The sequence below is a fragment of the Plantactinospora solaniradicis genome, from assembly GCF_042658085.1.
GTDB lineage: Bacteria > Actinomycetota > Actinomycetes > Mycobacteriales > Micromonosporaceae > Plantactinospora > Plantactinospora solaniradicis.
The window spans coordinates 502261-528684 of sequence record NZ_JBHSPR010000007.1 but is presented as its reverse complement, the minus strand read 5'-3'; the positions used below and the strand labels follow the sequence as shown (position 1 = coordinate 528684).

The 26424-nt window shown below is 71.0% G+C and carries 21 protein-coding genes; 10 read left to right on the top strand and 11 right to left on the bottom strand.

Annotation, left to right across the window (positions count from 1 at the left end; all coding sequences use genetic code 11):
• Nucleotides 1-6: 6 nt before the first annotated feature.
• The 4 genes from ACFP2T_RS08345 to ACFP2T_RS08330 form a co-directional block, all read right to left on the bottom strand.
• Entirely contained in the window at nucleotides 7-939 is a 933-nt protein-coding gene (locus ACFP2T_RS08345; protein WP_377419369.1) for a carbohydrate ABC transporter permease, read from the bottom strand.
• 58 nt (nucleotides 940-997) lie between these two features.
• On the bottom strand, nucleotides 998-2446 hold the full coding sequence (locus ACFP2T_RS08340; RefSeq protein WP_377419367.1) for an ABC transporter substrate-binding protein: 1449 nt from the start codon (nucleotides 2444-2446) through the stop codon (nucleotides 998-1000).
• A 22-nt stretch (nucleotides 2447-2468) separates the two neighbouring features.
• A complete protein-coding gene (locus tag ACFP2T_RS08335) occupies nucleotides 2469-5984 on the bottom strand; it encodes an endo-1,4-beta-xylanase (protein WP_377419365.1) in 3516 nt (1171 codons plus the stop codon).
• 239 nt (nucleotides 5985-6223) lie between these two features.
• Nucleotides 6224-7381: a LacI family DNA-binding transcriptional regulator gene (locus ACFP2T_RS08330; protein WP_377419363.1), complete on the bottom strand. Its 1158-nt coding sequence runs from the start codon at nucleotides 7379-7381 to the stop codon at nucleotides 6224-6226.
• A 319-nt stretch (nucleotides 7382-7700) separates the two neighbouring features.
• On the opposite strand from ACFP2T_RS08330, the gene ACFP2T_RS08325 reads away from it, so the two are divergent.
• The 5 genes from ACFP2T_RS08325 (at nucleotide 7701) to ACFP2T_RS08305 (ending at nucleotide 15900) form a co-directional block, all read left to right on the top strand.
• A complete protein-coding gene (locus ACFP2T_RS08325) occupies nucleotides 7701-9719 on the top strand; it encodes an MGH1-like glycoside hydrolase domain-containing protein (protein ID WP_377419361.1) in 2019 nt (672 codons plus the stop codon).
• On the top strand, nucleotides 9716-12346 hold the full coding sequence (locus ACFP2T_RS08320; RefSeq protein WP_377419359.1) for a glycoside hydrolase family 2 protein: 2631 nt from the start codon (nucleotides 9716-9718) through the stop codon (nucleotides 12344-12346). Before ACFP2T_RS08325 ends, ACFP2T_RS08320 begins: the two co-directional genes overlap by 4 nt.
• Before the next feature lie 403 nt (nucleotides 12347-12749).
• Complete coding sequence (locus ACFP2T_RS08315) at nucleotides 12750-13739, top strand: efflux RND transporter periplasmic adaptor subunit (protein ID WP_377419357.1); 990 nt, start codon at nucleotides 12750-12752, stop codon at nucleotides 13737-13739.
• The gene (locus ACFP2T_RS08310) at nucleotides 13736-14566 is read left to right on the top strand and encodes an ABC transporter ATP-binding protein (RefSeq protein ID WP_377419355.1); all 831 of its coding nucleotides are present in this window, start codon (nucleotides 13736-13738) and stop codon (nucleotides 14564-14566) included. Before ACFP2T_RS08315 ends, ACFP2T_RS08310 begins: the two co-directional genes overlap by 4 nt.
• Nucleotides 14563-15900 (top strand): ABC transporter permease, encoded by a 1338-nt coding sequence (locus ACFP2T_RS08305; RefSeq protein WP_377419353.1) that lies wholly within the window; start codon nucleotides 14563-14565, stop codon nucleotides 15898-15900. Before ACFP2T_RS08310 ends, ACFP2T_RS08305 begins: the two co-directional genes overlap by 4 nt.
• 81 nt (nucleotides 15901-15981) lie before the next feature.
• Here the strand turns inward: ACFP2T_RS08305 and ACFP2T_RS08300 are convergent, their stop codons facing one another.
• Nucleotides 15982-17031 (bottom strand): iron-siderophore ABC transporter substrate-binding protein, encoded by a 1050-nt coding sequence (locus ACFP2T_RS08300; RefSeq protein ID WP_377419351.1) that lies wholly within the window; start codon nucleotides 17029-17031, stop codon nucleotides 15982-15984.
• 303 nt (nucleotides 17032-17334) lie between these two features.
• On the opposite strand from ACFP2T_RS08300, the gene ACFP2T_RS08295 reads away from it, so the two are divergent.
• A complete protein-coding gene (locus ACFP2T_RS08295) occupies nucleotides 17335-17805 on the top strand; it encodes a hypothetical protein (protein ID WP_377419350.1) in 471 nt (156 codons plus the stop codon).
• An 80-nt stretch (nucleotides 17806-17885) separates the two neighbouring features.
• On the opposite strand, the gene ACFP2T_RS08290 is transcribed toward ACFP2T_RS08295, so the two are convergent.
• Nucleotides 17886-18872: an ABC transporter permease subunit gene (locus ACFP2T_RS08290; RefSeq protein ID WP_377419348.1), complete on the bottom strand. Its 987-nt coding sequence runs from the start codon at nucleotides 18870-18872 to the stop codon at nucleotides 17886-17888.
• Nucleotides 18869-19819, bottom strand: coding sequence for an ABC transporter ATP-binding protein (locus tag ACFP2T_RS08285; protein WP_377419346.1), 951 nt, complete (start codon nucleotides 19817-19819; stop codon nucleotides 18869-18871). The genes ACFP2T_RS08290 and ACFP2T_RS08285 overlap by 4 nt, the downstream gene beginning before the upstream one ends.
• A 124-nt stretch (nucleotides 19820-19943) precedes the next feature.
• Between ACFP2T_RS08285 and ACFP2T_RS08280 the strand changes: the two genes are divergently transcribed.
• The 3 genes from ACFP2T_RS08280 (at nucleotide 19944) to ACFP2T_RS08270 (ending at nucleotide 22304) form a co-directional block, all read left to right on the top strand.
• Nucleotides 19944-21077 carry a sensor histidine kinase gene (locus ACFP2T_RS08280; RefSeq protein ID WP_377419344.1) on the top strand — a complete coding sequence of 378 codons (1134 nt, stop codon included), beginning with the start codon at nucleotides 19944-19946 and terminating at the stop codon, nucleotides 21075-21077.
• Nucleotides 21074-21730 (top strand): response regulator, encoded by a 657-nt coding sequence (locus ACFP2T_RS08275; RefSeq protein ID WP_377419342.1) that lies wholly within the window; start codon nucleotides 21074-21076, stop codon nucleotides 21728-21730. Before ACFP2T_RS08280 ends, ACFP2T_RS08275 begins: the two co-directional genes overlap by 4 nt.
• A 94-nt stretch (nucleotides 21731-21824) precedes the next feature.
• Nucleotides 21825-22304: a hypothetical protein gene (locus tag ACFP2T_RS08270; RefSeq protein ID WP_377419340.1), complete on the top strand. Its 480-nt coding sequence runs from the start codon at nucleotides 21825-21827 to the stop codon at nucleotides 22302-22304.
• 64 nt (nucleotides 22305-22368) lie between these two features.
• Here ACFP2T_RS08270 and ACFP2T_RS08265 read toward each other — a convergent pair whose 3' ends face one another.
• Nucleotides 22369-23778, bottom strand: coding sequence for an aminotransferase-like domain-containing protein (locus ACFP2T_RS08265; protein WP_377419338.1), 1410 nt, complete (start codon nucleotides 23776-23778; stop codon nucleotides 22369-22371).
• Between ACFP2T_RS08265 and ACFP2T_RS08260 the strand changes: the two genes are divergently transcribed.
• Complete coding sequence (locus ACFP2T_RS08260; protein ID WP_377419336.1) at nucleotides 23777-24751, top strand: DMT family transporter; 975 nt, start codon at nucleotides 23777-23779, stop codon at nucleotides 24749-24751. The two genes, ACFP2T_RS08265 and ACFP2T_RS08260, sit on opposite strands and share 2 nt — an antisense overlap.
• Here the strand turns inward: ACFP2T_RS08260 and ACFP2T_RS08255 are convergent.
• The 3 genes from ACFP2T_RS08255 to ACFP2T_RS08245 are packed head-to-tail and all read right to left on the bottom strand — an operon-like array spanning nucleotide 24648 to nucleotide 26394.
• Nucleotides 24648-25679 carry a DUF3800 domain-containing protein gene (locus tag ACFP2T_RS08255; RefSeq protein WP_377419335.1) on the bottom strand — a complete coding sequence of 344 codons (1032 nt, stop codon included), beginning with the start codon at nucleotides 25677-25679 and terminating at the stop codon, nucleotides 24648-24650. The two genes, ACFP2T_RS08260 and ACFP2T_RS08255, sit on opposite strands and share 104 nt — an antisense overlap.
• A 50-nt stretch (nucleotides 25680-25729) precedes the next feature.
• Nucleotides 25730-26263: a GNAT family N-acetyltransferase gene (locus ACFP2T_RS08250; RefSeq protein WP_377419333.1), complete on the bottom strand. Its 534-nt coding sequence runs from the start codon at nucleotides 26261-26263 to the stop codon at nucleotides 25730-25732.
• Entirely contained in the window at nucleotides 26260-26394 is a 135-nt protein-coding gene (locus ACFP2T_RS08245) for a hypothetical protein (RefSeq protein WP_377419332.1), read from the bottom strand. Before ACFP2T_RS08245 ends, ACFP2T_RS08250 begins: the two co-directional genes overlap by 4 nt.
• Nucleotides 26395-26424: the final 30 nt, after the last annotated feature.

Here is a 26424-nt window from a genome sequence, read left to right as displayed (position 1 = left end):
AGCCTCCTATCGCGCGGCCCGGCGCCGCACCAGCGAGCGCAGGACGACGACCTGGACCACGGAGAGCGCGATCAGCAGCACCCCGTAGAAGAACGAGGCCGCCGATGCCAGGCCCACGTCGGGATTGACGTCTCCGGTGCCGCCGAAGGCCAGATGGTAGATGTACGTGTTGACGACCTCGGTGGCGAAGTACGGGCCGCCGTTCGTGAGCACCTGGACCATGTCGAAGACCTGGAACGAGCCGACGAGCGCGAGTAGCAGGATCACCACGCCGACCGATCTGAGCATGGGGATCGTGATGTATCGGAACGAGGCCACCGCCCCCGCGCCATCGAGCCTGGCCGCCTCGTAGAGCTCTTCCGGAATGGTCTGCAAACCGGCCAGGAAGTAGATGAGGTTGTAGCCGAGCGTGTGCCAGATGCCGACCACGATGATGATCCCCATGGCGAACCGGGGATCGCCCAACCAGTCGACGTAGGTGTCGATGGCGTGCAGATCGAGCAGGATGTTGTTGATGACGTCGCCGAAGTTGGAGAACAGCAACTGGATGACCACGCCGATCACCGCCGCCGAGGTCACCACCGGCAGGAAGAAGATGGTCCGGTAGAACGTCGCGAAGCGCAGCCGCTTCTGGTTGAGCACCAGCGCCAGGGCCAGCGCCAGCACCAGTTGCACCGGTACGACGACGGCGACGTAGAGGAACGTGTGTCGTACCGCGCCCCAGAAGATCGAGTCGTCCATGATCCGCCGGAAATTGTCCAGGCCCACGTAGTCGCTCGGATCGCCGATACCGTTCCATCGGTAGAGGGTGTAGCCCAGCGAAGCCCCGATGGGGTAGATGACGAACACCGCCAGCAGCACCATCATCGGGAGCGCGTAGACATAGGACCATCGGGCCGCCCAGATCCGGCGGGCCATCGAGTCGCGGCGCACGTTCACCTCAGCTTTCGTCGGCGGTGGCCGCCGGTCCCGTGCCAGACCGGCGGCCCCCGGCGGATCAGGCGGGCTTGGTCTCGTACGGCTTGCTGGGATCCCAGTCCGCGAACACGTAGTCGGACATGCTGACCTTCGCACCGGCGGCCGCGGCCTTGTTGACCGCGTCCTCCTGGGCCGTGTTGAGCCGGTCGTCGAGTTTCACCAACTCGCCACCGATGTCCTTGAGCTGGCCGGTGAACAGGCCCGCCAGCACGTCGTTGATGTCGGGCTTGACCGCGTCGAGCGTCACCTTGGCAACCTCGGGGTTGCGCACCTTCGGGTCCGGGCCGGACAGGTTCGTGTTGGCCGTCGCGACGTACTGGGCGAACTGGGGGGACTTGACTCGCGACGGGTCGTTGTTCTCCGGGTACACCGACAGGCCCAGCCCGGCCTCCACCCAGCGCCGTCCCGCGTCCTTGCTGTAGAGCCAGTCGAACCAGGCAAACGCGGCGTCGGGATTCTTCGTCTTGGCGGAGATGCCGAACAGCCGGCCGCTGCTGCCCTGGCTGTAGTAGAAGTAGCCCTGCGGCGTCGCGGTCGGCGAGGGTAGGGTCACCAGGCTGTAGTCGGTGAACTTCGCCTCGGTCCAGCCCGACTGGCTCCAGACCCCGTTGACGATCATCCCGAACTTGCCCTGCGCGAAGAAGGCCCGGGACTGCTCGTCGGAGATGCTCATCGAGGTCGGGAAGATGAATCCCCGCTTCTTCCAGTCGAGGAACAGTGCGATGAAGTCGGCGTAGTTCCGGTCGCTGCCGTACGTGAACTTGCCCACCCGATAGTCCACGGTGGCCGACGAGCCCGCGCCCCCCACCGCGCCGGCGCCCCGGCAGAACAGCTCGACCCACCAGGCCAGGGCCCCGTTCGCCGAGTTGCCGAATCCGAGCCCGAACGCCTTGCCGCCGGCCCTGGCCGTGATCGCCTCCGCTGCCCGGGTGACGTCGTCCCAGGTCTTCGGGAGCCGCACGCTGCCGTCGGCGTTGGTGAGCCCGGCCTGCTTGAACAGGCCGTGGTGGCAGTAGAGCTGAAGGTTCGAGCCGGCGCCGTTGAACGGGGCGCTGTAGGTCTTGCCGCCGAAGACGTTCCCGCCCTCGGGGAACCACCCCGGGCCGAATCGGGCCTTCCACGAATCGGTGGCCCACTTGTCCAACGGCAGCAGCCAGTCCGAGCTGACCTGCTCTTCGATCGGCGGCTTCCGTGGGAGTTGGAACACGTCCGGCGCGGTGCCGCTGCGGACCGCGAGCGCCAGCAGGTCGGGGTACTTGTCGGTGACCTGGGTGGTCCTCTTGATCGTGTTGTCGCCGTGCGCCTGCTGGAAGAGCCTGATCTCCTGATCCATCCAGTCCTTCTGGCTGACCAGCCAATCCCAGTTGGCGATCTGCTGGCCGGTCGACGGTTCATCCGAACCGCAGGCAGCGAGGGTGGGGACGAGGGACGCCGCGACGGCGGCCCTCAGCAATGTACGTCGGTGCATGATGGTTTCTCCCGGGACGAGTTCATACACAAGGGGGTGTGCTGGCGGTCGCGGTCACGCTCTGCCCGCCGAGCTGCCAGGTCATCGAGGACGTGCTGGCGAATTCGACGCCCACGCGACGGGGGCGCTGGAAGGGCAGGAACGCGACCGGCTGACCGCGGTCGGCCGGCGCCGGCGTGAAGGTGTTGACGGTGCCGATCGGTACCGGTAGTCCGAACGCATTCGGGTTGTTGTAACCGAAGTACGCCGTGTGGGTGCCGTTGTTGTTGTTCACCACGCAGAGGTCCCGCGGCACGACCCGGGCGAGCGTGGTCTGGTCCGCGCCCGCCGGTTGCAGCGCGGCGTCGTCGACGTAGAGGTCGTCGGCCCCGGTCGTGGTGCTGATCCACCACTCCGCCCGGTCGAGCGTCTTGGTCCAGTTGAGCGGGATGTTGTTGGCCCAGACCTGGGTCCAGGCGCCGGCCGTGACCGCGCCGGACGCCAGCGGCACCGAGGTGGTCGTGCCGTCGGTGAAGTACAGCTTGGCCTTGATCAGCGCGGTGGTGGCCGGTGCCCCGTCGGCGAGCCGGATCCACGCCGAGGTCTTGTAGCGCGCCCCGTTGGTGAGCTGTACGCCCTCGGCCGGCCCGGCCCACTCGTAGCCGCGGTTGGTGGCCCGCAGCGCCTGGCCACCGGCGTGCACCGGCGAGGTCACCGCGTTCGAGGTGCAGGGCGAGAAGCAGTACCAGTTGGCGGCGCCGTTCTCGACGTCGCCGTTGACCAGCAGGTCCACCCCGGCCGGCGGCGAGGCGTGCACGTTGAAGACGACGTCGTCGAGCAGCAGGTCGGAGGTGCCGGCCGTGGTGTCGATCCAGAACTCGGCCCGGGAGAACGACCCGCTGAAGGACACCGGGATGTTGTTGCCCCGGATCTGCGTCCAGCCGGTGTCGCTGACCGCCGCCGAGCCGAACGGGATGGTCACCTGCCCGGTCGAGGTCCATACCTTCAGCCGGATCTCGGCGGTCGCCGTGCCCGGCGTCGCGAGCCTGACCCAGGCGGAGGCGTCGTAGCGACCGCCCTGGCCGACCGTCACGCCCTGTGCCGGCCCGACCCAGTTCGCCGAACGACCGGTCACCTTCAACGCGCCCGATCCGCTGTGCACCGGGCTGCTCACCACGGAGAGCCCGCCGCAGCCGCCCAGGCAGTACCAGCCACTGGTGTTACCGCCCTCGATGCCGCTGTTGGAGAGCGTGTTGAGGTTGCCGGGCAGCTTCGGGGTGACGAACGGCGGGGCCACCGGGTCGGGCGGCGTACCGACCGTCGGGGTGAGCGAGACCTCGTCGAAGGTGCAGGTGAGCCCGCCCGCGACGGGGTTCTGCCAGAGGAAGACCTCGGACCACCCGGTCCCGGCCGGCGGCGTGAAGGCCGCGACCTTCTGGGTGTACGCGGTCTCGTCGCGGTAGTTCAGGGTGTGCTGGAAGGTGGTGGTTCCCGGTGCCGGTCCGCCCCGTACGCCGAGGTAGCACTGGTTGCCCGGCCCGCTGGACCTACCCCAACCGGTGAGCGTGTAGTTGGTGCCGGCGGTCATCTCCAGCACCGGCTGGGTCAGGCCGCCGCCGGTGGTGGAGGTGGCCGCGGTCCGTACCGCACGGGTCCCGCCGATCGCGTCGCCGACCGGGGTGGCCCCGGTGGCCAGTGGGGTCCAACCGTTCGTGCCGTGCGCGAAGCCGCCGGCCAGGACCTTGCTGCCGAGGTCGGCGCGTACGCTGGTGGCGACGCCGTCCGCGACCACCCTGACGGTCGCACCGGCGGTCGTCGGCATGTTCACCTCGACCTGCTTGGCGATGCCGTTCACCGTCACCGTCACCAGGTACTCGCCGTGGAATCCACGGACGGCGTAGCGGCCGGCGGCCGAGGTCTTGCCGGACGCGTTGGTCCACCACTGCCGGTGGACCAGGTCACGTAGTGCCAGCAGGTTCGGTTTCGGTGTCCAGTCCGGGCGGTAGAAGGCGACCAGCGGATTCCAGATGTTCGACTCCCAGAACCCGAAGCTGCTCACCCCGGTGATGTCGGGGTGGCTGAATGCCAGGGTGAGGAAGTCGCGGGTGTAGTCGGCCTGCAACTGCTCGTCGTCGGTCGCGACGTCGAATTCGGTGATCTCGATGGGCAGGCCGAGCCCGGCGTAGCGGTCGAAGATCGGGAGCAGATCCTCGGGCGCGGTGAGTTGCAGGCCGGTGAAGTGCCCCTGGATGCCGAGGACGTCGACCGGCGCACCCTGGGTGCGGAGCGACGAGAGCAGGTCGTAGATGTACTTCTGCTTGCGCAGGTTCCACCCGTTGTCCTCGATGATGTCGTACTCGTTGAGGTAGAGCAGCGCCTCCGGGTCGGCCTGGCGGGCGAGGGTGAACCAGCGGCCGATCTCGGCCGAGCCGAGGATGTCGGTGACGTTGTGCTCGGAGTAGGGCTCGTTGACCACGTCCCACTCGTCGGCGATGCCCTTCAGCGCGGTGACCTCGTCCGTGACGTGTGCGTCGATCCGGGCCCGCAGCGCGGCCGGGTTGCCGGCGAGATTACGGACGTCGGGCGGCATCAGTCCCCACGAGCCCCAGACCAGGGTGTGCCCGTGGACGGTGTGCCCCTGATCCTTGATCCACTCCAGCGCCGGCAGCGTGTTGCGGGTCCGGTGGGCCTGGTCCTCCCAGTAGTTCCACTTCAGGTCGTTGCCGAGGGCGACGGAGTTGAAGTCGGTCGCCATCACCTGGCGGTACTTCTCGCCGTCGGGGGAGTCCGACAGCAGCCACGGCGCGGACGCGGCCGAGCCGAAGTCGAAGGCGTGGTCCTGCATCTTCACCTGGACGTCCGCGTTGGGCACCGGGTTGCCGGCCGGGTCGACCACGTCGACCCGGAGATCGCCCTTGCGGTACTGGTCGATCCGCGCCGCGGCGGCGGTACGCCAGGCCGCCGTGCTCTCCCGGCCGGCGTACGTCACGGCGGGGAAGCCCGCCGGATCGCCCTGCCCGTAGTCGAGCACGGAGACGTCGGCGATCTGTAGCACCTGCGGGCCGTAACCCAGCCACAGTTGGAAGTGCGCGTCACCGGGGGCGTAGTTCTCGGCGATCCGGAACGGGAACTCGAACCGCTGCCACTGCGTACCGATCTTCAGCGGGGCGTTGGCGGACTTCTGGTGGTTGCCCCCGTCCCGCTCGAAGATGAAGGTTGCCTGGCCGGCGGCGCTGCCCGCGACCGGTTGGATCGAGCGTGCCCAGAAGGTGGCCAGCGCGGCGTCACCCTGCTGGACGGCGGTGCCGATCTCGGCTCCGAGGGTGATCTCGTACTCGCCGTCCAGACCGGAACTGGTCGGCGCGCTCGTGGTGGTGATCTGTAGCGCCTGGGTGAAGTCGGGGTTGCCGGTCACCGGCAGGATCTGCACCTGCGGCGGCGGGTCGCCCTTCAACTGGTTGAAGGCGGTGAGCGGGGCGGCCGGCATGACCTCGACGGGCGCCGCGGCCAGCACCGGATCGGCGGCGAGCACGGCGGCGGTGCTGAGCAGCGTGGTCACGACGCCGCCGACGAGCGCCCGGCGGGCGGATATGCGCGGTGTGATCGGTGATCGCGATGTGATTGGTAGTAGTCGCGATGCGTCCGGTGGTGCGGAAGGCCTTCTCTTCGCGGAACGGAACCGTTTCATGAGCGATGCCTTTCCAGGGATGGTGGCAGCGCTTCACCGAGCCCTCTGTCCTGGTCGACAGAGCAGCGGGTGAAGTGGGGTGTGGGCGGGGGCGGACCGCCGGATGTGTTCTAGCGCTGACTGCTGATGTTCGGACCGAGTCCGCTCCACGGCCGGGGCGGGGTGTCCGGGCCGGTCGCGGGGGTGCGGGCCGGGGTGAAGGGTTTCGACGGTGCCCCGGTGGTGCTCTCCCGGACGATCAGACTGGTCGGCATGCTGATCGTCCCGGCGGTACCGGCGTCGGTACCGCCCGACGTGACCGCTCCGGCGTCGCCGTCCGGAGCGCCGGCGTCGTCACCGTCGATCGTCCGCAGCAGCATCCGGGCGGCCGCGACGCCCATTTCGGGGAAGGGCTGCCGCACGGTGGTCAGCGGCGGATGGGTGTCCGCCGACGACGCGATGTCGTCGAAACCGACGACCGAGATGTCCTGCGGCACGCGCAGGCCGCAGTCGATCACCGCCTGCATGACCGCGTACGCGGTGCTGTCGTTCTGCGCGACGATCGCGGTCGGGCGGTCGGGCCGGGCGAGCAGTTCGGAGACCCGTTCCCGGACGGTCGGCGGGTGGAAGCCGCCGTCGACCGTGAGCCCCGGATCGGGGCTGATCCCTGCCTCGTCGAGGGCGTCGAGGTAGCCGCGATAACGGTCCTGGCAGCAGACGTACGCCATCAGGCCCTGCACGCAGGCGATCCGGGTGTGTCCGAGTTCCACCAGGTGACGCAGCGCGATCCGGGTGCCCTCGTAGTTGTCCGTCTGCACGGACGGCAGGCTGGAGGGCGTGCCGAGGGTGTTGACGAGCACCACCGGCAGCCCGGACCGGTGGAGTTTCTCCAGCGGATCCAGCGGTTGGTCGTGCGTCACCACCAACAGGCCGGCCGACAGCCCGGAGGTCGTGATCCGCTCGACGAGAGCGGTGTAGTCCTTCTCGTTGGTGCTGGTGTAGAGGATGATCTCGTACGGCGACTGCTCGATCACCGAGGCGACGCCGTAGTTGACCGCCGCGACCATGTGCCAGGTCAGGCCGGGAACGATCATCCCGATGAACGGTGTGCGCCCCTTCGCCAACGCCGTGGCGGCGGAGCTGGGGGTGTAGTTGTGGCTGCGCATGACCTCGAGGACCCGCTCGCGGGTGGCCGGGTCGACCTTCGGGCTGTTGTTGAGCACGAGTGACACCGTGCTCTTGGACAGCCCGGCCAGCTGGGCGATGTCACGTATCGTCAGCTTCGGCATTCGGGTCCTCCGTCAGGGCAGAAAGAAACCTAACCGTACGGCTCCATTGTGGTACGCGCCTCCGCCAGGGGGAGGCACCGAGAATCGCATTCGCCGATCGCGTTGGAGCGGTCCAACGCCCGAGTCGGACGCTAGCAGTGGACCGGTCCAACCGCAATGCCTCCGCGAAACAATCCCGTAACCGGCCGGACGCCCGTTGGGTTATTGCGGTCCGGTGCACACAGATGGCAAGCTCGCACTCCGAGCCGTTACGGGCCTCGCCGGTCCCCGTTGGTGCCTCGCTCAAGGATTCATTCCCACGGACACCCGAGGAACCGGCATGCCCGCAGGCTATTCGCTGCACGACTTCTCGTTCGATCTGCGCCAACACATGGCGCCCGCCAATGTCTGGGTCACCAGCGGCTGGACCTCGGTCGTCGCCGCTCCCGGGACGGTCTGCGGGGTCGGTGGCTGCTTCGCCCCGCCGTACGCGGCCCCCGACAGCTCGCTGAGCGTCACCCTGGAGGTCGACGGACGGGAGCTGCGCGATGGCGTCCGGGCCGGCATCGCCGGTTTCGGCCTCGGACTGCTCACCTCCGGTGGCACCTGGCGGCCGGACCGGATCGAGCGAAGCGGCACCTTCCACCAGTACGACGACGGCCGGCTCGTCTCGCTCGGCGTCCACAGTCGGCTCACGCCCGTGCACGGTGCTGGCGGTTACGTTCTCGAAATCACGGTCGAGAACCGTGCCGACCGGGACGCCGAGATCAGCATCCACCCGCGGCTGTCGGCCGGGCAGCCGGGCCGGCTGCCGCTGGCGGACTGGGGCTGGATGGCGCCCCGGGCCGGCGATCTGGTCGCAGCCGCCTCGACGAGCATGACGCTGCGGCACGACCTGCTGCACAGCCGTGTGCCGGCGGGTGGCCGGACCCGCTTCACCCTGGCCGTCGAGCTGGGCGAGGCCGTCGAGCCGGGTGAGGCCGCCCGGCCCGGGGCGACGGAGCCCGACCCGGCGGACCGGGCCCGCCAGGCCACCGACCGGTGGGCACGCCGGCTGGCGACCGCGCTCGACGCGTTTCCCCGACTGGAGACCGACATCCCCGGGCTCGCGGCGTACTGGCACCGCAGCATCGCCAGCGGCCTCGTCTGCCTCTGGGACAACCCGGGCTTCGTCACCACCCCGTTCGTCGCCACGTCCGGTGTGGACGGCGGCGCGCTCTGCGCCTACGTCTGGGACACCGGTGGCTACGCGCCGCACCTCCTCACGCTGATGCTCGGCGAGACCGCGACCGACCTGCTCGAAGCGATGCTGAAGGCGGACCTGACCAAGCACTACGCGATCGCCCCGGACGGCACCGGGCTGGGCGTCGCCTACGCCTACAGCGGCTGGTCCCTGGTGACCCTGGCAACCGCGGTGGCCAGTCAGCGGGGCCTCGCCCGGGGTCTGGTGGAGCGACTCCACGACGCGGTGGCCGCGCTGGACGCCCGCTTCCCCGCCGTCGGTGAGCTGCGCGACTACGGCACCCAGCACAACCTGCTGGAAATGCGCGGTGCCGGCTGGGAGCACGTCGTGGCGAGCCCGAACGCGGAACGGGCCGCCTACCTCGACGCCCTCGCCACGCTCGCCGAGGCATCCGGCGCGGTCCTTCCGGTCGACGCCCTGCGGGCCACCGCCCACCGGATCCGCGCCTCGATCGCGGACGAGTTGTGGGACGCCGAGGCGAAATGGTTCCGCAGCCGCTATCCGGACGGGCACACCGAACTGACGTACTCGGTGCAGGCTTTCGACGCGTTGCGCGCTGGTGCCTGTACCCCGCAGATGGCCGCCGACCTCATCGCCCGGGTACGGCCGGGCGCGTTCCTCGGCGCGTACGGCGTGAGCAGCGTCAGTGCCGAGGACGAACGGCACTACGAACTGGGCGACACCGACTGGTCCGGCGGCGGCGCCTACACCGGCGAGGCGCCCCAGCTCGCGCTCACCCTCTGGGAGCGCGGCGAGGCGGAACTGGCGTGGACGGTGCTGTCCCGGCTGCTCTGGATGGGCGAGCACTACCCCTACTTCCCGCAGGAGCACTACTCCGACCGGCCCGCCGCACCCCCCGTCGGCCGCCGCGCCAACATCATCGCCGGGCTTGCCGGGGCGGAGGCGATTCTGCTCGGGCTTGTCGGCGTACGACCCCGGCCGGACGGCGGTCTCGTCATCTCACCGCCGCCGGCCCCGGGCAACGTCGCGCTGCGAGGGCTGCGGTTCCGTGGGCGCAGCATCGACGTCGAGTGCACGCCGCACGGGTTCTCGGTCACGGTGGACGGCCGGCGGATAGCGCCGGAGGGCGGCGCCGTCGTGGTGCCGGCCGCGTGAACAGACCCATCCGATTCGAACCCCACCTGGAGCGGCTCGTGAAGACCAACCCGACGCCCGAGGCCATGCCGGTGCGCATCCCGCTCGACGGCACCTGGACGCTACGCCCCGGCACCGGACCGGTGCCGGCGGACATCGCGGCAGGACTTCGCGACGGCGTCGCCGCGACCGTGCCCGGCGTGGTCCACACGGACCTACTCGCCGCCGGCCTGATCCTGGACCCCTTCGACGCCGACAACGAGGCCACCCTCGGCTGGATCGGCTGGACCGACTGGGAGTACCGCAGGTCCTTCGAGTTCACGTCGACCGGCCACGACCGCCATGACCTCGTGGCGGAGGGGCTTGACACCGTCGCGACGATCTGGCTGAACGGAGTCGAGATCGCCCGGACGGCCAACCATCACCGGACGTACCGGGTGGACGTCCGCCAGGCCCTCCGCGAGGGTACGAACGACCTGAGGATCGTCTTCTCGGCTGCGGCCCGGTACGCGCGACACGAGTCCGAGCGGCTCGGACCCCGTCCCCTGGTGGATCGTGCGCACCCCTTCAACGCGATCCGCAAGCCGGCCTACAGCTTCGGATGGGACTGGGGTCCGGAGATCGTCACCGCGGGAATCTGGCGGTCGATCGCCGTCGAGAGCTGGTCGGGCGCGCGCATCGCGGCGGTGCGGCCATTGACCTCGTACGTCCCGGAGACCGGAGCCGCTCTCGACGCCTACATCGACGTCGAGACGGCCGACGTATCCGCCGACCTGTTCGTGCGGGTCCAGATCGGCGACGCCATCGGCATCGCGGACGAGGCCGACGGGTTCGAGGCGCGCGTCGTGGGGGATCCCGTGGACAGCCACGCCACGGTCCCGGTCTCCGAGGGCCGGGGACACGCGGCCCTGGCCGTCCCGGCGGCGCGGCCGTGGTGGCCCCGAACCCACGGCGACCAGCCGCTCTATCCAGCCGTCTTCGAGCTCGTGTCGGCGGCGGGGACGGTGCTCGACCGGTGGTCGACCCGGATCGGGTTTCGCACCGTCACCCTCGACACCACCCCGGACGAGGTCGGGAACGCCTTCTGCCTGAGGGTGAACGGGTGCGACGTGTACGTCCGTGGCGTGAACTGGATTCCGGCGAGTTCCTACCTGCCGAGCGTCACCACGTCCGACCTGAACCGTGCGCTCGACGACGCGGTGGACGCGAACGTCAACCTGGTGCGGGTGTGGGGTGGTGGCATCTACGAGTCCGAGGACTTCTATGGCCGCTGCGACGAGAAGGGTCTACTCGTGTGGCAGGACTTCCTCCTGGCGTGCGCGGCGTACGCCGAGGAGGAACCGCTGGCGGGCGAGATGGAGGCCGAGGCACGCGAGGCGGTGACCCGGCTCGCCGGGCACGCCAGTCTCGCGCTGCTGTGTGGTGGGAACGAGAACCTGTGGGGTTACGCGTCGTGGGGCTGGCGTCGGCATCTACAGGGTGCCACCTGGGGCGACGGCTACTACCGCGAGCTTTTCCCACGGATCGTCGCCGAGCTGGCGCCGGGTACGCCGTACTGCCCCGGCAGCCCGTCGTCGATCGATCCCTACCTGCATCCGAACGACGAGTCCAACGGCGCGATGCACATCTGGGACGTGTGGAACAGCAGGGACTACACGGCGTACGCATCACACCGGCCGCGCTTCGTCGCCGAGTTCGGCTTCCAGGGCCCGCCGGCGATCTCCACGCTCCGCTCGGTGGTACACGACGTGCCGCTGTGGCCGTACGGCCCCCAGATGCTCGTCCACCAGAAGGCCGACGAGGGGAACCTGAAGCTCGAACGAGGACTCGGCGACCACCTGCCGACACCGCGGAACTTTCTCGACTGGCACTGGGCCACCCAGCTCAACCAGGCGCGTGCGATCCGTTTCGGGATCACGTACTTCCGCTCCCTCCACCCGCTCAACACGGGGGCGATCCTCTGGCAGCTCAACGACTGCTGGCCGGTGGTCTCGTGGTCGGCGGTGGACGCCCACGGCATCCGTAAACCCCTCTGGTACGCACTGCGGGAGGTCTTCGTCGACCGCTTCGCGTCGGTGCAACCGACCGGGGACGGGCCGGTGCTCGCCGTACACAACGATCATCCGTCGGAGTGGCGGACAACGGCACGGGCGGTGCGGATGACGCTCGCCGGCACGACCCTCGCGTCGTACGAGGCCGAGGTCTATGTCGAACCTCGGGGGGCGGGGACAGTGCGATTTCCGCTCGACGTGTTCTCGCCCGGGAATCCCCGCCAGGAGTTCGTCGTCGTCCAGCTCGGCACGGGCGAGCGGGCGCTGTGGTACTTCGTCGAGGACCCTCTGCTCGACCTCGCCCCGGACGCCGTCGACGCGTCGGTGCTGCCCGCCGGTGACGGCTACGATGTCGTGGTCCAGGCGCGTTCGCTGGTCAAGGACCTCGCATTGCTGGTCGATCACGTCCATCCGGATGCCCGGGTGGACGGCGGACTCGTGACGCTGCTCCCGGCCGAGAAGGTCGTCTTCCATGTCAGCGTTCCGAAAGACGTCGACGCCGGGGCACTCGTGACCCGACCGGTGCTGCGGACCGCCAATGATCTCGTCGCCCAGGCGGGCACGTCAGATCATGCCGCCGTCGCCGGACTCGCCTGACGTCATGCTCGTCCCAGGCCGTGCCACGGCGGAGCGGGGTGGATCTGGCTACTGACGGGGGTCCATGCCGGAGGCGTGAACACGTCCGAACCGAGGATGAGGCATGCCGCCGGATGCTCGCCCTCGTGTTGGAGTCTTTCGACGACCCCGCCGAGCGCTGACCGTCCGGCCTTTGGACGTCGGCGCCCGTGTCAGGCGCGACGTCGTCGGGTGTTCTGTGGAGGTACGCGGGTCCGTGGCCGGGCGCCCGTTCTGGTTTGATACCGCAGTGACCGTACCGGTTGACGCCGCAGCACCGCCTTGTCGGTCGTCGCCGGAATAGTCCGGTGTCGGGCGCAACCTTTTGCCGGCACGCAGCGTCTTGTCAGATGTCCGTCCGGACAAAAGTCAGTGAGGGGTGCCGGTGCGAAGGCGACTACTGCTGCGTTCGTGTGTCCTCGTGCTGGTGGCCAGCGTCGCCGGTTGCAGCGAGTCGGCCCCGGAGGCGGAGACCCCGGGTCTCGCGCCACGTGGCACGGCCATGACCACGGCGAAGCCGACCCGCCAGGACCTTGACAACCGGGTGAGCCTGTCCGGCAAGGTCACCATGAACCCGGTGTTCGGGGTGGTGGCCCCGTCGGCCGGGGAGATCCGGTACCGCGATGTCGAAGCGCCGGAGAGCACGCCGACCAAACCGACGAGGGTGGCCAGCGTCTGGGCGAAGGGCAAGTCGAAGCGGGTCGACGTGCCGGCGGGCGCGGTGTTCGCCGGTCGACTGGTGGACGACCGGTCCAAGGTGACCACTGGGATGCCGGTGGTCTCGGCGAAGCGGATCGGGTACGGGCTCGTGGCCGACATCGACGGCTCCCAGGCGTACCAGATCTCGGATGCGCTCACCACCGTGCAGGCCCAGATCAAGAACGGCCCCGGGCCGTTCGCCTGCAAGGTCCTCGGCACCATCGCCGCGCTGCCGGCCGGCACGGTCCCGACTCCCGAGCCGTCCGTCGATCCCTCCGCCGACCCGTCGGCACCGCCCGTGCCGGTGGACCCGAGGCAGCCGATCGAGCCCTCGGAGCCGACCGGAATGCGGCTGGTCTGCACGGCGCCCTCCGGGGTGAAGCTGATCAACGGCGCCAACGCGACGATCGAGGTGGTGACCGCCCGGGCCAAGAACGCACTGGTACTGCCGGTCGAGGCGGTGGCGGGTGGCCAGGGCAAGGGCAAGGTGGACGTGGTCGGACCGGACGGCACCCGGGAGACCCGGGACGTCGTACTCGGACTGAGCGACGGCAAGGTCGTGCAGATCAAGTCGGGTCTCACCGGCGAGGAGACGGTCGCCCTGCCCGGCCCCGACCTGCCGTCCGCGAAACCCGCCGAACCGGGCGGGCCCCTCGATCCGAAGAGCGGCAAATGACGGCGCTGCTGGAGCTCAGCGGCATCACCAAGACGCTGAAGGGGCAGCAGGCGCCGCGTACCATCCTCGACGGCGTCGACCTGACCGTCGACAGTGGTGAGAGTGTGGCGATTCTCGGTCGGTCGGGTTCCGGCAAGAGCACGCTGCTCAGCCTGATCGGCCTCTTCGACCGGCCGGACAGTGGACGTTATCTGTTGGGCGGCCGCGATATCAGCCGGGTCGCGGAGCGCCGGGCCGCGGGTCTGCGCAGCGCCGAGTTCGGTTTCGTGTTCCAGCGCTTCTTCCTGCTCAAGCACCTTACCGCCGCCCAGAACGTGGCGATGGCCCTGGTCAACGGGCAGGGCTGGCTGCCCCGCCGCAAGCGCCGGGCCCGGACGTTGGCGGCGCTCGACCAGGTCGGCATCGCCCACCTGGCGAAACACCGGCCGGCCCGGCTCTCCGGCGGCGAACAGCAGCGGGTGGCGGTGGCCCGGGCGCTGGTCCGGGAACCGCGCCTGCTGTTGGCCGACGAGCCCACCGGCGCGCTGGACACCGAGACCGGCAACCTGGTGATCGAGGTGATGCGCGCGGCCACCGACCGGGGCTGCGGCCTGATCCTGGTCACCCACGACTGGGACCACGCCAACAAGATGCAACGGGTGCTGCGGCTCAGCGACGGAACGCTCAACCCGGCGATCGACACCAGGGGTACGCCGCCACAGCCCGAGCCGGAGCCGGATGTGGCGCCGGCACCGGTGTCGGGGACCGAGTCGGACGGGACCGGCGGGCCTCCGTCGGCGGACAGGGCCGGGCGGGGCGACGCCGGGCTGGACGGGATGTTCTGGTGATCCGGCTCTCCGGGCGGTTCCGGTCCGCCGTGATCATCGGACTACAGGGCATCCGGGCCCGCAAGATGCGTACCTTCCTGTCGATGGTGAGCCTCTTCCTCGGGGTACTCGCCGTGGTGGTCGTCCAGGCCGGGGCCGAGACCCTCGAACGCGCCGAGCTTGCCAACCTGGAGTTGCAGGTCGGCAAGGACGGCACCCGTCAGGCGTATCTGCCGGGCAACCCGGACTCCGTCCGGATCAGCAACGACACCCTGACGGGCCGGTCGGACGCCGTCGCGATCGGCACCCGACAGGCGATTGTCGGCGAGCCCGGGGTCACCCCGGTCAACCCGGGCGGATCCCCGTTCGACCAACCCGGTGGCGGTCCCTACCCGCCGGGTCCGGACGGCGGGGCGATGTACTGCGACATGAACGGCTACTGCCGGCCGTTGTCGTCCGGCTCCGACACGGCCGACGGCCCGGTACCCGGTCAGGCGATCGAGTTGACCCTCAACACGCTGACCGGTGACATCCGTCAGTTCAAGCCATTCCGGCTGGTCTCCGGGCAGTGGCTGGACTTCTCCGGGGAACCGTCGCTGTCTCCCCGGCTGGTGGTCAACCTCGAGGCCGCCAAGGGCTTCGGTCGGCACCAGGTTCCGGCCGAGCTTTGGACGGAGGGGGCGACCGCCAACCCGACGCCCCGGATCATCGGCGTGGTCGACGACGGCACCGGGCAGCCGACCGCGTACACCCGGGCCGACGAACTGCAGAACTGGGTGCCCGCCGCGACCGGCGCCAGCAACTACGGTCCGGGGCTCCAGGTGATGCTGGCCCCGACGGCGAGCGACATGGAACGGTTGCTGCAGATGCGGTTCGCCGCGAGCGGAATGCCTCCGGACCAGGTCCACTTCGAAACCGTCCAGGCCCGCAAGGACATCGCCGAGCAACTGGCGATGATCCGCTGGATCTTCCTCGGCATGGCCGCCCTGGTACTGCTGATCGGCGTGGCCGGCATCCTCAACGTCGGGCTGGCGACCGTAGGGGAGCGGGTCGAGGAGTTCGCGCTGCGACGCGCGGTCGGCACCTCGAGGTTGCTGCTGGCCGGCATCGTGCTCGCGGAGACCCTGCTGACCGGCCTGCTCACCGCAGCCGCCGCGATCGGGGCGTCCGCGCTCGCGCTGACGGCGGCCGGCACCCTGCTCGGCGACCAGGTGCCGTTCCTCGCCGACGTCGTGTTTCCGTGGCGGGCCGGGGTCGCCGGGATCATCGCCGGACTCGTCGCCGGTCTGCTCGGCGGGCTGATCCCGGCGATCCGGGCTGCCCGCATCCCGATCGCGACGGTGATGCGGGCCTGACCCGAACCGGTCGGGGCCGGCTTCCGATGCCGCAGGGCCGACCGGACCGCAGCGGAGCCGGCCCCACGGCGCGGCCGTGCGCTACCCGGCGGCCGGCTGGGCCACCTCGGTCGCCGGGTTCCCGTCCAGGGCGGCGGTGAGCTGCGGTACGAGGCGATCGAGCACGTACGGCAGGCTGAGCACCGTGACGAACGAGATGCCCTGCCCGTACGTGGTGTTCTCGTCGACGTAGAGTTCCCGGCCCTGCTTGACCACGTCCAGGCCGCCGTAGACCGGGGCCTTGTGCAGCTTCGCGCGCTCGGCGATGGGGTCGGTGGTGAGCCAGACCGCCACGTCGGCGTCGAACAGCTCGGCCCGTTCGGCACTGATGTTGGCGCCGAACTTGTCGCCTATCACCTTGTCCAGGTCGGGCGGCGAGGCGAAGCCCAGCTCGGCCATCACGCGGGTACGGATGTCCTGGGTGCCGTAGACGAAGTAGCCCTCGTAGGTGGTGGCGAGCACGGCCTCGGCACCCACGAATCTCGGGTTCTCCTGCCGTACCTTGGCGAACCGCGCCATGGTCTCCCCGACCACCTGCTCGGCCTGGGCGCTGCGCCCCACCGCCTTGCCGACCGTCCTGGTCAGCACGTCCCACGGCACGCCGTAGTCGACGTGTTCCTTCGGCTGGGCCACCGTTGGCGCGATCTTGGACAGCGTGTCGTACTGCTTCTGGTCCAGCCCGGAGTAGAGCGCGAGGATGAGGTCGGGTGCCAGCGCCGCGATCTTCTCGAACTGCGGTCCGTCCCCGGTGTCCTGGAGTACCTGCGGCAGGGCGGCGCCGCCGAGCCTGTCCTTGGCCCACGGCCCGATCGCGCCGGGGAATCCGCCGAGCCACTCGGTGGTGGCCACCGGGACGACGCCGAGGGCGAGCAGGGCGTCCTGCTCGACCAGGCCGACCGTCACCACGCGCTTGGGCTCGGCCTTGATGGTGGTGGTGCCGTACTTGTGGGTGATGTCGACGGGGAACGCCGCCGCGTCCGGTGTACCGCTCGGCGCCCCGCCGGCCTCGTCGGCGGGCCCGCCGCAGGCGGTCGCGGCGAGCGCGAGGAGCGCGGCCGTCAGCAGGCCGGTGACCCGAAATCGGGGCCGCATTCGTGGTCGCGGTGAGGGGCTACGGCCCATCGTTCGTCCTCCAGGTTCGCAGGCGGTGGGGATGACGGCGGCCCGACTCTGGATCTTCCCGGCCGGGCGACCACACCATAGTCGAGACAGCTTAGGTTTGCCTAACCAAAGTTCTTCCATCTGTCGGTCCCGCCGCAGGTCGGGGTCGATCTGTGGCCGATCGCCCGCATGTCTGACCGTCGGACGGGAACGCCGGTACGCACGAGAGACCCATTCGTGCCGGGCCAACGCCGGCGGTCCGGCCCGGACGACCCGGCAGCGAGGATGGTGGGGATGAGCGCGAAGAAGCGACCGGTGGACTCCGAACCGAGCGGCCAGCTCGGGCCGATCGACCAGCCGGACGGCACGGGCGACGGGCAGACCGCCGCGCCCGGGGGAAACCGTGGCCCACAGTCGGTACAGCCGTGGGGAACCACCGGCGGCACCGAGGATCGGGACGCGCCGTGGGGCGCCGCCGAGGACTCACCGTTGGACGAGGGCAGCGAGGAGGCCGGCCTGCCGCCCGGGCGGCGCGGCGAACGGCGGGCCGACGATGGGGTCCCCTGGTCGCCGGAATCGGGCCGGCACGGCTTCGGTCCGGTGGAGCCGACCCGGGTCCCGGAGGCCGGCCCCGGCGCCGCTCCGCCGGACCCCGCACCGGCCCGCCGCCCGTTCCCCGACGACACCGCCCTCGACGAACTTCGCAACAACCCAATGGAGGAGCAGACCGGGATGCACTCCGAGGGCGTTGCCCGGCGCGAGTAGCGCGGTGCGACCGACGGTCCGGGGGAGCGGCACCGGACGGCGCCCGCAGGCTGCGGCGCCGTCCGGTCCCGGTGGTCAGGTCAGCGGAAGCGCCCCTGGACCCGCCACAGTCCGAAGCCCATCAGCAGCACGCTGAGCGCCAGGAAGATGGCCGATTCGAGCCACTGGAACGACCAGTAGCGGTCTGCCGGATGGTACGAACCCTCGACATGCAGGTCGAGGCTGGCCAGGCACTCCGGGACCGCGTCCGGGCCGAGCAGGACGCACTCGTGGTACCGGGTCGGCTCGACCGGCTCGCCGTCCGAGTCCAGCAGTTCGCCGTGGGACACCACCCAGGCGTCGGGGATCTGCACACCCCTGACGGTGGCATCGGCCTTCATGGAACTCAGGTTCCGGACCGTCTCGGCGGTCATCGGCTGCGTGACGCTGACCGGCGGACGTAGGTGCGGGCGGACCAGCATCGGCATCACGATCTGCGCCACCGCGAAGACCACGACGGTGAGCGCCATCGCCGGCACCGTGCGGCGGATCGTCAGCCCGAGGATCGCACCGAGCACGACGGCGAAGGCCGCGTACGCGACCGGGGCGAGGTTGCGGGTGCCGAACAACAGTGTCGTGAACCGGTCCGCCGCCACCTGGTCGTACGGGCTGGCCGCCCAGGTCAGCAGGAGACTGAACAGTCCGGTCGCTGCCATGCCGGCCACGCCGACGACCAGCAGCTTGATCGCCAGCCACCGGCGCCGGGTCAGGCTCTGGTTCCAGGCCAGCCGGTGGGTGCCCGCCTCCAGTTCCCGGGCGACCAGCGGCGCGCCCCAGAAGGTTCCGAGGATCCCGGGAACGGCGATGAGCAGGCCGTCGAGCAGGTAGAGCCGGGTGCTGTAGCGCTGCGTGAACTCGTTCATCAGTGCCGCGCACCCGTCGCCCCGGCCCGGACACAGGGCGAGGGTGGCGTCGTACGAGTGCCGGATCTGCATGCCCAGGGTCAGCAGATAGATCCCGAGCACGGTCAGGGCCACGGCCCCCACCACCGCCTGGGTACGGAACTGCCGCCAGCTCATCCAGATCATCGGGCGGCCTCCCCGGCCATCGTCCTGGCGCCCGTGGCGGACACCTCGGCCGCCCGGCTCAGATAACTGAGCACCAACTCCTCCAGCTGGAGACTCTCGACCGTCCACGGCCCCGCCGGACGTGGACCGTCCGAACGCACGACCACGCTGTGCCCCCGATCGGTCCGCTCGACCCGGACGACCTCGACCCCGGTGGGCAGCCGGTCGACCTCGACGCCGGCCCCGATGGGCGGCCGGTCGAGCCCGTCCCGGGAGGTGACCAGCCGGTAGTGGCTGGCCAGCAGATCCCGGACGTCACCGGCGACCTGGACTCGCGAGCCGCCCAGCACGATCAGGTAGTCGCAGACCCGCTCGACGTCGGCGAGCAGGTGCGACGACAGCACGGCGCTGGCACCGAGTTCGGCGACGAACGACATCAGGTTGTGCAGGAACCCGTCCCGCGCCAGCGGATCGAGCGCCGCGGCCGGCTCGTCGAAGATCAGTAGTTCGGGGCGCTTGGCGACCGCGAGGGTCAGGGCGAGCTGCGCCCGCTGGCCGCCGGAGAGCCGGCCCGCCTTCTGACGCGGATCCAACCCGATCTGACCGATCCGGCGGCTCGCCAGACCGGCGTCCCAGGACGGGTTGAGCCTGGCCCCCATCCGCAGGTGGTCGGCGACGGTCAGCGCCGCGTACACGGGGGTGTCCTGGGCGACGAACGCGACCCTGGCCAACTGGGCCGCGTTCGTGGCGGGCCGGGAACCGAGCACCTCGAGTGTGCCCGAGGTCGGCGTGATCAGCCCGCAGGCCAGTTGCAGCAGCGTCGACTTGCCGGCCCCGTTGGGGCCGACCAGGCCGATGACCCGGCCCCGGGGGATGTCCAGATGACAGTCGGTCAGCGCTGGGCGGCGGCCGTACCGCTTGGTCAGGCCGTCGGCGCGCAGCGCTGGAGAGGAATCGGTGTGTCGCATCGGCTCATCCTGTGCAGCCGGGCCGGCGCCGGCATCGGTCCACGGCACGGTTCGCGCCGCTGGTGACCGTACTTTTGACCGGTTCGGCACCACGGGGGGATCTCCTAGCCTGACGGGTGTGAAGATGCGGAGGCGAGCGGCCGGGCGGACCGTGATCGCGGTCGACGCCGGACTCGCCGCCCTGTTCGGCGCGGTGCTCGTCGGCCAGGCGGTCGCGATCAGGCAGAGCTGGGGCGGCGACTACTGGCAGTTCGAGTGCGTCGCGGGGTTGGTGGTCTGTGTGATCGCCCTGCTCCGCCGACGGCACCGGGCCTGGACGGCGGTCGCCGGCCTGGTCGTCGCCGCGGTCGCCATCCTGGTCGCCAGGTTCGCCGAGCTGCCCGGCGAGCCCGGCCCCGCCCTGGTCCTGGGCCTGTCCGTGCTGCTCGGATCGGCTGTCAGAACCCTTCCGGTCCGGTTGGCCGGCGCTGTCGCGGCCGGCGGACTCGCGGTGGTCGCCGGCACCTGGCTCGGCGTCCGGCCGGCCTCCTCCGGAGCCGTGATCGGGCTGAACGCGGCGGGATGGCTCGCCGCCGTCGCGGTCGGGCTGGCGTTGCGGCTGCTCGACGCCCGTCGCCGGGCCACCGTCGACCAGGTACGTCGCGAGGAGCGGCTGGACCTGGCCAGGGAGCTGCACGACGTCGTCGCCCACCACATCACCGGCATCGTGATCCAGGCCCAGGCCGCCCAGATCGTCGCCCGGAAGCGCCCGGAACAGGCGCAGGACTCCCTGGCGGGCATCGAGGCGGCCGGCTCCGACGCGCTCGCCGCGATGCGCCGCGTCGTCGGCCTGCTGCGGGACGCCGACGACGCCGCCCCGGCCAGCCCCGGCCCGGAACAGCTCAGCGAACTCGTCAAACGCTTCGACGGGCCCGGCCGTACGGTGCGGCTGCGGCAGCCCGACGACGAGTCCGCCTGGCCGCCCGAGGTGACCAGCACCGTCTACCGGGTCGTCCAGGAGTCGCTGACCAACATCTCCCGGCATGCCCCGCAGGCCCACTCGGTCACCGTCAGCATCGCCCAGGATCCCCGGGCCATCACCGTCGAGGTCGTCGACGACGCGCCACCCGCCCCGGCCCGCTACCACCACCGTGGCGGGTACGGCCTGATCGGCATGCGCGAACGCGTCGAGACCCTCGGCGGCACGCTCTGCGCCGGCCCGCGTCCCGGGGTCGGCTGGTCGGTACTGGCCACCCTGCCCGCCCCGGAGTCCCGATGACCATCAGTGTCCTGCTCGCCGACGACCAGGCGATGGTCCGCAGCGGTCTGCGGTTCATCCTGGAGGACCAGCCCGACATCAGCGTCGTCGCCGAGGCGTCGGACGGGGTCGAGGCGATCGAGCTGGCCCGACGGCTGCGTCCGGACGTGTGTCTCGTGGACATCCGGATGCCCCGCCTCGACGGAATCGAGGTCACCCGCGCCCTCGCCGGCCCCGGGAACCCCAACCCGCTCCGGGTGATCGTGGTGACCACCTTCGACCTCGACGAGTACGTCTACGGCGCGCTGCGCGGCGGCGCGGTCGGCTTCGTCCTGAAGGATGCCGGACCCGCGCTGCTCGTCGAGGCCGTCCGTGCCGCGAACGTCGGTGACGCCCTGGTCTCGCCGTCGATAACCCTGCGGCTGCTGCGCCACCTGACGGCCGTCGGAGCACCATCGGCGCGCGTGCCGGGGCGTCCGCTGTCGGAACGGGAGACCGAGGTCGTCCGGGCCATCGCCCGAGGCCGTAAGAACCAGGAGATCGCGGCCGAGTTGTTCATCTCGGTGAGTACGGTCAAGAGCCACGTGTCCGGCATCCAGACGAAGCTCGGCGTACGCAACCGGGTCGAGATCGCGGCCTGGGCCTGGGAGAACCGCATCGTGGGGAACCCGTAGCGAGCCGATCCGTCGACGTGTCGCGCCGTCGGGCGTCGCCGCCCCCGTGCGACGCGCGGGTCGGACAGCGGGCCGGGCGGGGTTAGGGTCGGGTATGGGGCGTAACTCTCGTCGATCCCTTGTGGTTGCCGCGCTCTGGGCGGTGCTCGCGACCACGGCACTCGCCGGCTGTGTCCGTACGGCACCGTCGGCGCCGGCCGAGTCGTGGACGCGGAACGGGGAAACGGTCAGCATCGACGTGATCTCGACCAACGACGGCCCCGGTCACTGTGAGTGGCAGCGGGCCCGGTTCCTCCAGATCTCCTGGCCCATCTATTCGGCTCCGGAAGGCCAGCCGAAGTCCGCGCAGTACGTGCGGGATCCGGAGGGCGTGCTCGGCCAGGAGGCGCTTCGACTCGCGTTCCGGACCGGCGTCGCGCTTCCGGAGGACGCGAAACCGACCGGGTACGAGCGGGACGGCACGGCGCTGTGGCTCGCCGAGAGCGACCGGGAGTCGACCGCCTATCTGGTCACCGAGGATCCGCGCCGGGTAGAGGCTTGGCCACGGGCCGATCCACCGCTGGGTTGCGACTGACGGTGTCGGGGAGAGCCACGTCAGTGCGCCGGATGCCAGGGGTTGTCACGTCCGAGGGCGCCGGTCAGGAACGGAGCCGCAGCGCGGCGACGGCGCGGGCGAGCCGGCGTACGCCTTCGTCGAGCAGGGGCGGCGGGGCGGCGGCATAGGTCAGGCGCAGGTGTGGGGCCGCTGGTTCGGTGGCGTACCAGGGGCGTCCGGGAAAGACGACCACCTGTTCGGCGGCGGCCTCGGCGGCGAGTTCGACGTCGTCGAGGTCGTCGGGGAGCCGGATCCAGAGGTGGAGACCGCCTCGTGGCGGCGTGGGCGGAACGAACTCCGGCAGGTGGCGGCGCAGGGCGGCGAGCAGCGCGTCGCGGCGGGACTCCAGCGCGGAGCGCAGGGTGCGTCGGTGCCGTGCCCAGGCCGGTGAGGTGACGAAGTCGAGCGCCGCCTGCTGGAGGGGGCCGGCGACGAAGAAGTCGTCGAGGGTTCGGGCCGCGCGCAGCCGGGCACCTGCGGCGCCCCGGGCACCGATGGCCGCCACCCGGAGGCCGGGTGCGGCGGATTTCGTCAACGACCGCAGGTAGACGACGTGTCCGTCCGGGTCGTCGGCGGCCATCGGGGGCGGTGGGCTGCCGTCGATGGTCAGGTCCCGGGCGTAGTCGTCCTCCAGGAGGAAGGCTCCGGCGGCCCGGACCGCTTCGGCCACCGCGCCGCGTCGCCGCGGCGAGAGGATCGCACCGTGCGGGTTCGCGTGCAGCGGCTGGCAGTAGCAGAGCCGGGCGCCGGTGCGGGTCAGGGCCGTGCCGAGCAGGTCGGGCCGGACACCGTCGGCGTCGGCGGGTACCGGGATCACCCGCAGACCGGCGGCCCGCGCGGCCGCGAGTGCGCCGAGGTAGGTCGGCGACTCCACCAGGATCGGTTCGCCGGGCGCGGCGAGCGCCCGGAACGCGGTGGAGAGGGCGGCCTGCCCACCGGGGCAGATCACCATGTCGTCGGCGTGCAGGGCTCCGCCGGCCTCGCGGGCGAACCAGGCCCGCAGGTCCGCGCGGCCCTGCACCGGGCCGCGCTGCCACGTGCTCGGCTGCCGGGCGGCCCGGGCCAGCGCGGTGCCGAGTGCGGTGGCGGGTTGCAGGTCCGCGTCGAGGTAGCCGCTGGACAGCGGGATCGCGTCCGGGCGTGGAATGGCGAGCAGGGCCTGCATCGCCTCCTCACCGGCGGGCCGGGGGCCGAGCGCGATGGCCTGCCAGGACAGGTCGGGCGCGGGTGGGCGGTGTTCCGGGCGAGCGGCCACGAAGGTGCCCTTGCCGGGTACGGCCTCGATCAGTCCCTCACCGACCAGCCGGCGTACCGCCCGGGCCACGGTCACCGGTGAGGCGTGGTGGCGTGCGGTCAACTCCCGCACCGACGGCAGGCGCGTCCCGGGGGCGCGGGAGGCGGTGAGATTCCGAAGATCTTGGATAACGCGTACGGCTGCGTTATCGTCTTCCATGAAGAGACATAGTAGCGCTACCGCCTCCGATCGAGTAACGGGTAGCGCGCTCGGCGCCCTGGGCGTACTCGCCTTCAGCATGTCGCTGCCCGCGACCCAGGTCGCCGTCGGCGAACTCGATCCCTGGCTGGTCGCCTTCGGTCGGGCCGTCGGCGCCGGACTGCTGGCCTCGGCGTACCTCCGCCTGGTCGGGGCGCCCCGGCCCACCGCGACACAGTGGCGCCGACTCGCGATCGTCGCCGCCGGAGTGGTGGTCGGGTTCCCGCTGTTCACCTCGCTCGCGCTCACGACCCAGACGGCGGCACACGGCGCGGTGGTCATCGCGGTACTGCCGGCCGTCACCGCCGTGTTCGCGGTGCTGCGCGCGGGGGAGCGGCCGGCACCGCTGTTCTGGGCGGCCAGCGGAGGCGGCCTGGCCGCGGTACTCGTCTTCCTGGTCCTCAGCGGCTCCGCCTCGGGAGCGGTGGAACCCGCCGACCTGTTCCTGCTCGCGGCCGTGGCGCTCTGCGGGCTCGGGTACGCCGAGGGCGGCGCGCTGGCCCGCGACCTCGGCGGCGCCAGGACGATCTGCTGGGCCCTCGTCCTGTCCCTGCCACTGACCGTGCCGATCACCGCCGTCGCGCTCCTCGCCCGGCCCCCGGCCGCCGGCACCGAGGCCTGGCTCGGCTTCGGGTACGTCACCGTCGTGTCGATGTTCCTCGGCTTCTTCGCCTGGTACGCCGGACTGGCCCGAGGCGGCGTGGCGCAGGTGGGCCAGATCCAGCTCGCCCAGCCCGTACTCACCCTCGGCTGGTCGGCCCTGCTCCTCGCCGAACCGGTGACACTTCCGGCGATCGGCGCCGCGCTCCTCGTCCTCGGCTGTGTCGTCGTCACCCAGCGGTCCCGGGACCCCCGGGCGGTGCCAGCCGGAACCAACTCGCCTCGTCGCCCCAGATCGAGCCCGGATCGACGTACGGCCGGAGTAGGGCGGTGAGTTCGGCGTCGCCCCGACCGTGCAGCTCCTCCGATGCGATCTTCCGGGCCGTACCGGCGAGGAAGTCGGCGACCTGTACCCGGGGCTCCAGGTGCGAGTCGACGAACGTCAGGCTGGTCAACCGGCCCGCTGGTGCGTAGCGGGCCGGCGTGGGGTCGGGCTTGCCGAACACCTCCTGAAGTTCGGCGACGCACTCGGCCGTCAGCGCCGACTGCGTGTCATGGACGATCGAGACCGGCTCGCCGCCCGCGCCCCAGTGCGTGACGGCCGAGACGATGGCCGGCAGCATGGGGTTCAGCGCCGGCACCGCCCTGGGATTGTCGCGCAGCCGCGCCAGCAGGACCTCCATCCGCGGTCGCGCCGCTGGAAGCAGTCCGATGATCTCCTCGACCGGGCTGCCGGTGCCGGCCGAGCGCAGCAGGTCGACGAGGTCGTAGAAGGCGTCGACGGAAACCCGTACGCCCCGACGGTTTCTGGGCCGCAGCAGGTAGTTGAACGATTCCAGGAAGGTCTCCCAGTGGCCCCGCCCGAACGTCGGCGAACCCTCCCGGTAGAGCGTGGCGGCCATCGCCCCGGCCGGCTGACCCTGCCGCAACCCGAGGGTCGCCGCGTACGCCAGGTCGTCGACGAGCAGGTTGACCATCGTGCGTACGACGAAGAACGTCTTCTCGGTCAGGTGCACCCGGGCGCGCCCGTGGATCGGTCCCGTGGGCCCGAGCAGCCAGGTGAGGACCGGCCGGTGTTTCTCCCGGAGCAGGTGGTTGGCCTTGTACTCGGTTGCCGGAGAACGGATCCGGCTCCGCAGTTCCGCTATGCAGTCCGTCGCCGACTCGCTCGTCAGCCGCACACTGGCGTGCGCGAACACGTCGGTGACGCCGCCGAGGAGCCGTTCACCCTCCGAGCCGGATTCGTCGCAGGCCAGCTCCACCCGACCCAGACTCCTGACCGCACCCTCGGCTGGCAAGTGGATTCGCCGGTTCAGCCCGGCCGGGTCGGCGTCGGCAGCGGTCGGTTGGTGTAGACCGTGATGCCGTATCCGGCTCCCTGGCGCAGCCAGCCGGCCGCGTCGTAGAAGGCCAGCGTGCCCTCGACCTCGGTGACGGTCAGCAGCCACGACGGCCGGTCGCCGGTCAACGTGGCCAGCAGCCGGCGACCGAGACCGGCCCGCCGGGCATCCGGGCGTACGGCGAGTTCGGCGACCTCCAGCCAGCCGGAGAACGGCTCGACGGCCGGCCCGAGGATGTTCCGGACGCTGCCGTAGGCCCGGTCGGCGGGGAACGGGGTCGGGGTGTCCAGCCCGAGTGCGAACCCGGTGACTCTGCGGTCGTCCCCGGCCAGTACGGCGACGAAGCCGGGCTGCCCCGCCCAGCCGACCAGCAGGTCCCCGAACCGGGCCGCCCGCTCGGCGGACTCGTTCCACGGCGGCGCGCAGAACACCGCCGCGTACGTCTCGACCAGTTGGTCCCGGACCGTCAGCGCCTCGGGGCCGGTCACCGCCCGCAGCGTGGTCATGGCGCCGGCCGGTGCGCCCGGACGAGGCCCGGTGCCAGGTCGGCCAGTTCGGCGGCGACGAACCGGTTGGGCTCGGCGCTCCAGAGCAGTTCGGATTCGGCGTAGCGCCGGTCCCAGGCCGAGGCGTCCATGATCAGGGAGCCTACCGGCATCCGGGCGGT

Coding starts and splice junctions, on each gene's coding strand:
- ACFP2T_RS08340 (WP_377419367.1), bottom strand. CDS start 2,446: ATGCACCGACGTACATTGCTGAGGGCCGCCGTCGCGGCGTCCCTCGTC.
- ACFP2T_RS08330 (WP_377419363.1), bottom strand. CDS start 7,381: ATGCCGAAGCTGACGATACGTGACATCGCCCAGCTGGCCGGGCTGTCC.
- ACFP2T_RS08325 (WP_377419361.1), top strand. CDS start 7,701: ATGCCCGCAGGCTATTCGCTGCACGACTTCTCGTTCGATCTGCGCCAA.
- ACFP2T_RS08310 (WP_377419355.1), top strand. CDS start 13,736: ATGACGGCGCTGCTGGAGCTCAGCGGCATCACCAAGACGCTGAAGGGG.
- ACFP2T_RS08300 (WP_377419351.1), bottom strand. CDS start 17,031: ATGCGGCCCCGATTTCGGGTCACCGGCCTGCTGACGGCCGCGCTCCTC.
- ACFP2T_RS08295 (WP_377419350.1), top strand. CDS start 17,335: ATGAGCGCGAAGAAGCGACCGGTGGACTCCGAACCGAGCGGCCAGCTC.
- ACFP2T_RS08290 (WP_377419348.1), bottom strand. CDS start 18,872: ATGATCTGGATGAGCTGGCGGCAGTTCCGTACCCAGGCGGTGGTGGGG.
- ACFP2T_RS08285 (WP_377419346.1), bottom strand. CDS start 19,819: ATGCGACACACCGATTCCTCTCCAGCGCTGCGCGCCGACGGCCTGACC.
- ACFP2T_RS08280 (WP_377419344.1), top strand. CDS start 19,944: ATGCGGAGGCGAGCGGCCGGGCGGACCGTGATCGCGGTCGACGCCGGA.
- ACFP2T_RS08275 (WP_377419342.1), top strand. CDS start 21,074: ATGACCATCAGTGTCCTGCTCGCCGACGACCAGGCGATGGTCCGCAGC.
- ACFP2T_RS08270 (WP_377419340.1), top strand. CDS start 21,825: ATGGGGCGTAACTCTCGTCGATCCCTTGTGGTTGCCGCGCTCTGGGCG.
- ACFP2T_RS08260 (WP_377419336.1), top strand. CDS start 23,777: ATGAAGAGACATAGTAGCGCTACCGCCTCCGATCGAGTAACGGGTAGC.
- ACFP2T_RS08265 (WP_377419338.1), bottom strand. CDS start 23,778: ATGGAAGACGATAACGCAGCCGTACGCGTTATCCAAGATCTTCGGAAT.
- ACFP2T_RS08250 (WP_377419333.1), bottom strand. CDS start 26,263: ATGACCACGCTGCGGGCGGTGACCGGCCCCGAGGCGCTGACGGTCCGG.
- ACFP2T_RS08245 (WP_377419332.1), bottom strand. CDS start 26,394: ATGGACGCCTCGGCCTGGGACCGGCGCTACGCCGAATCCGAACTGCTC.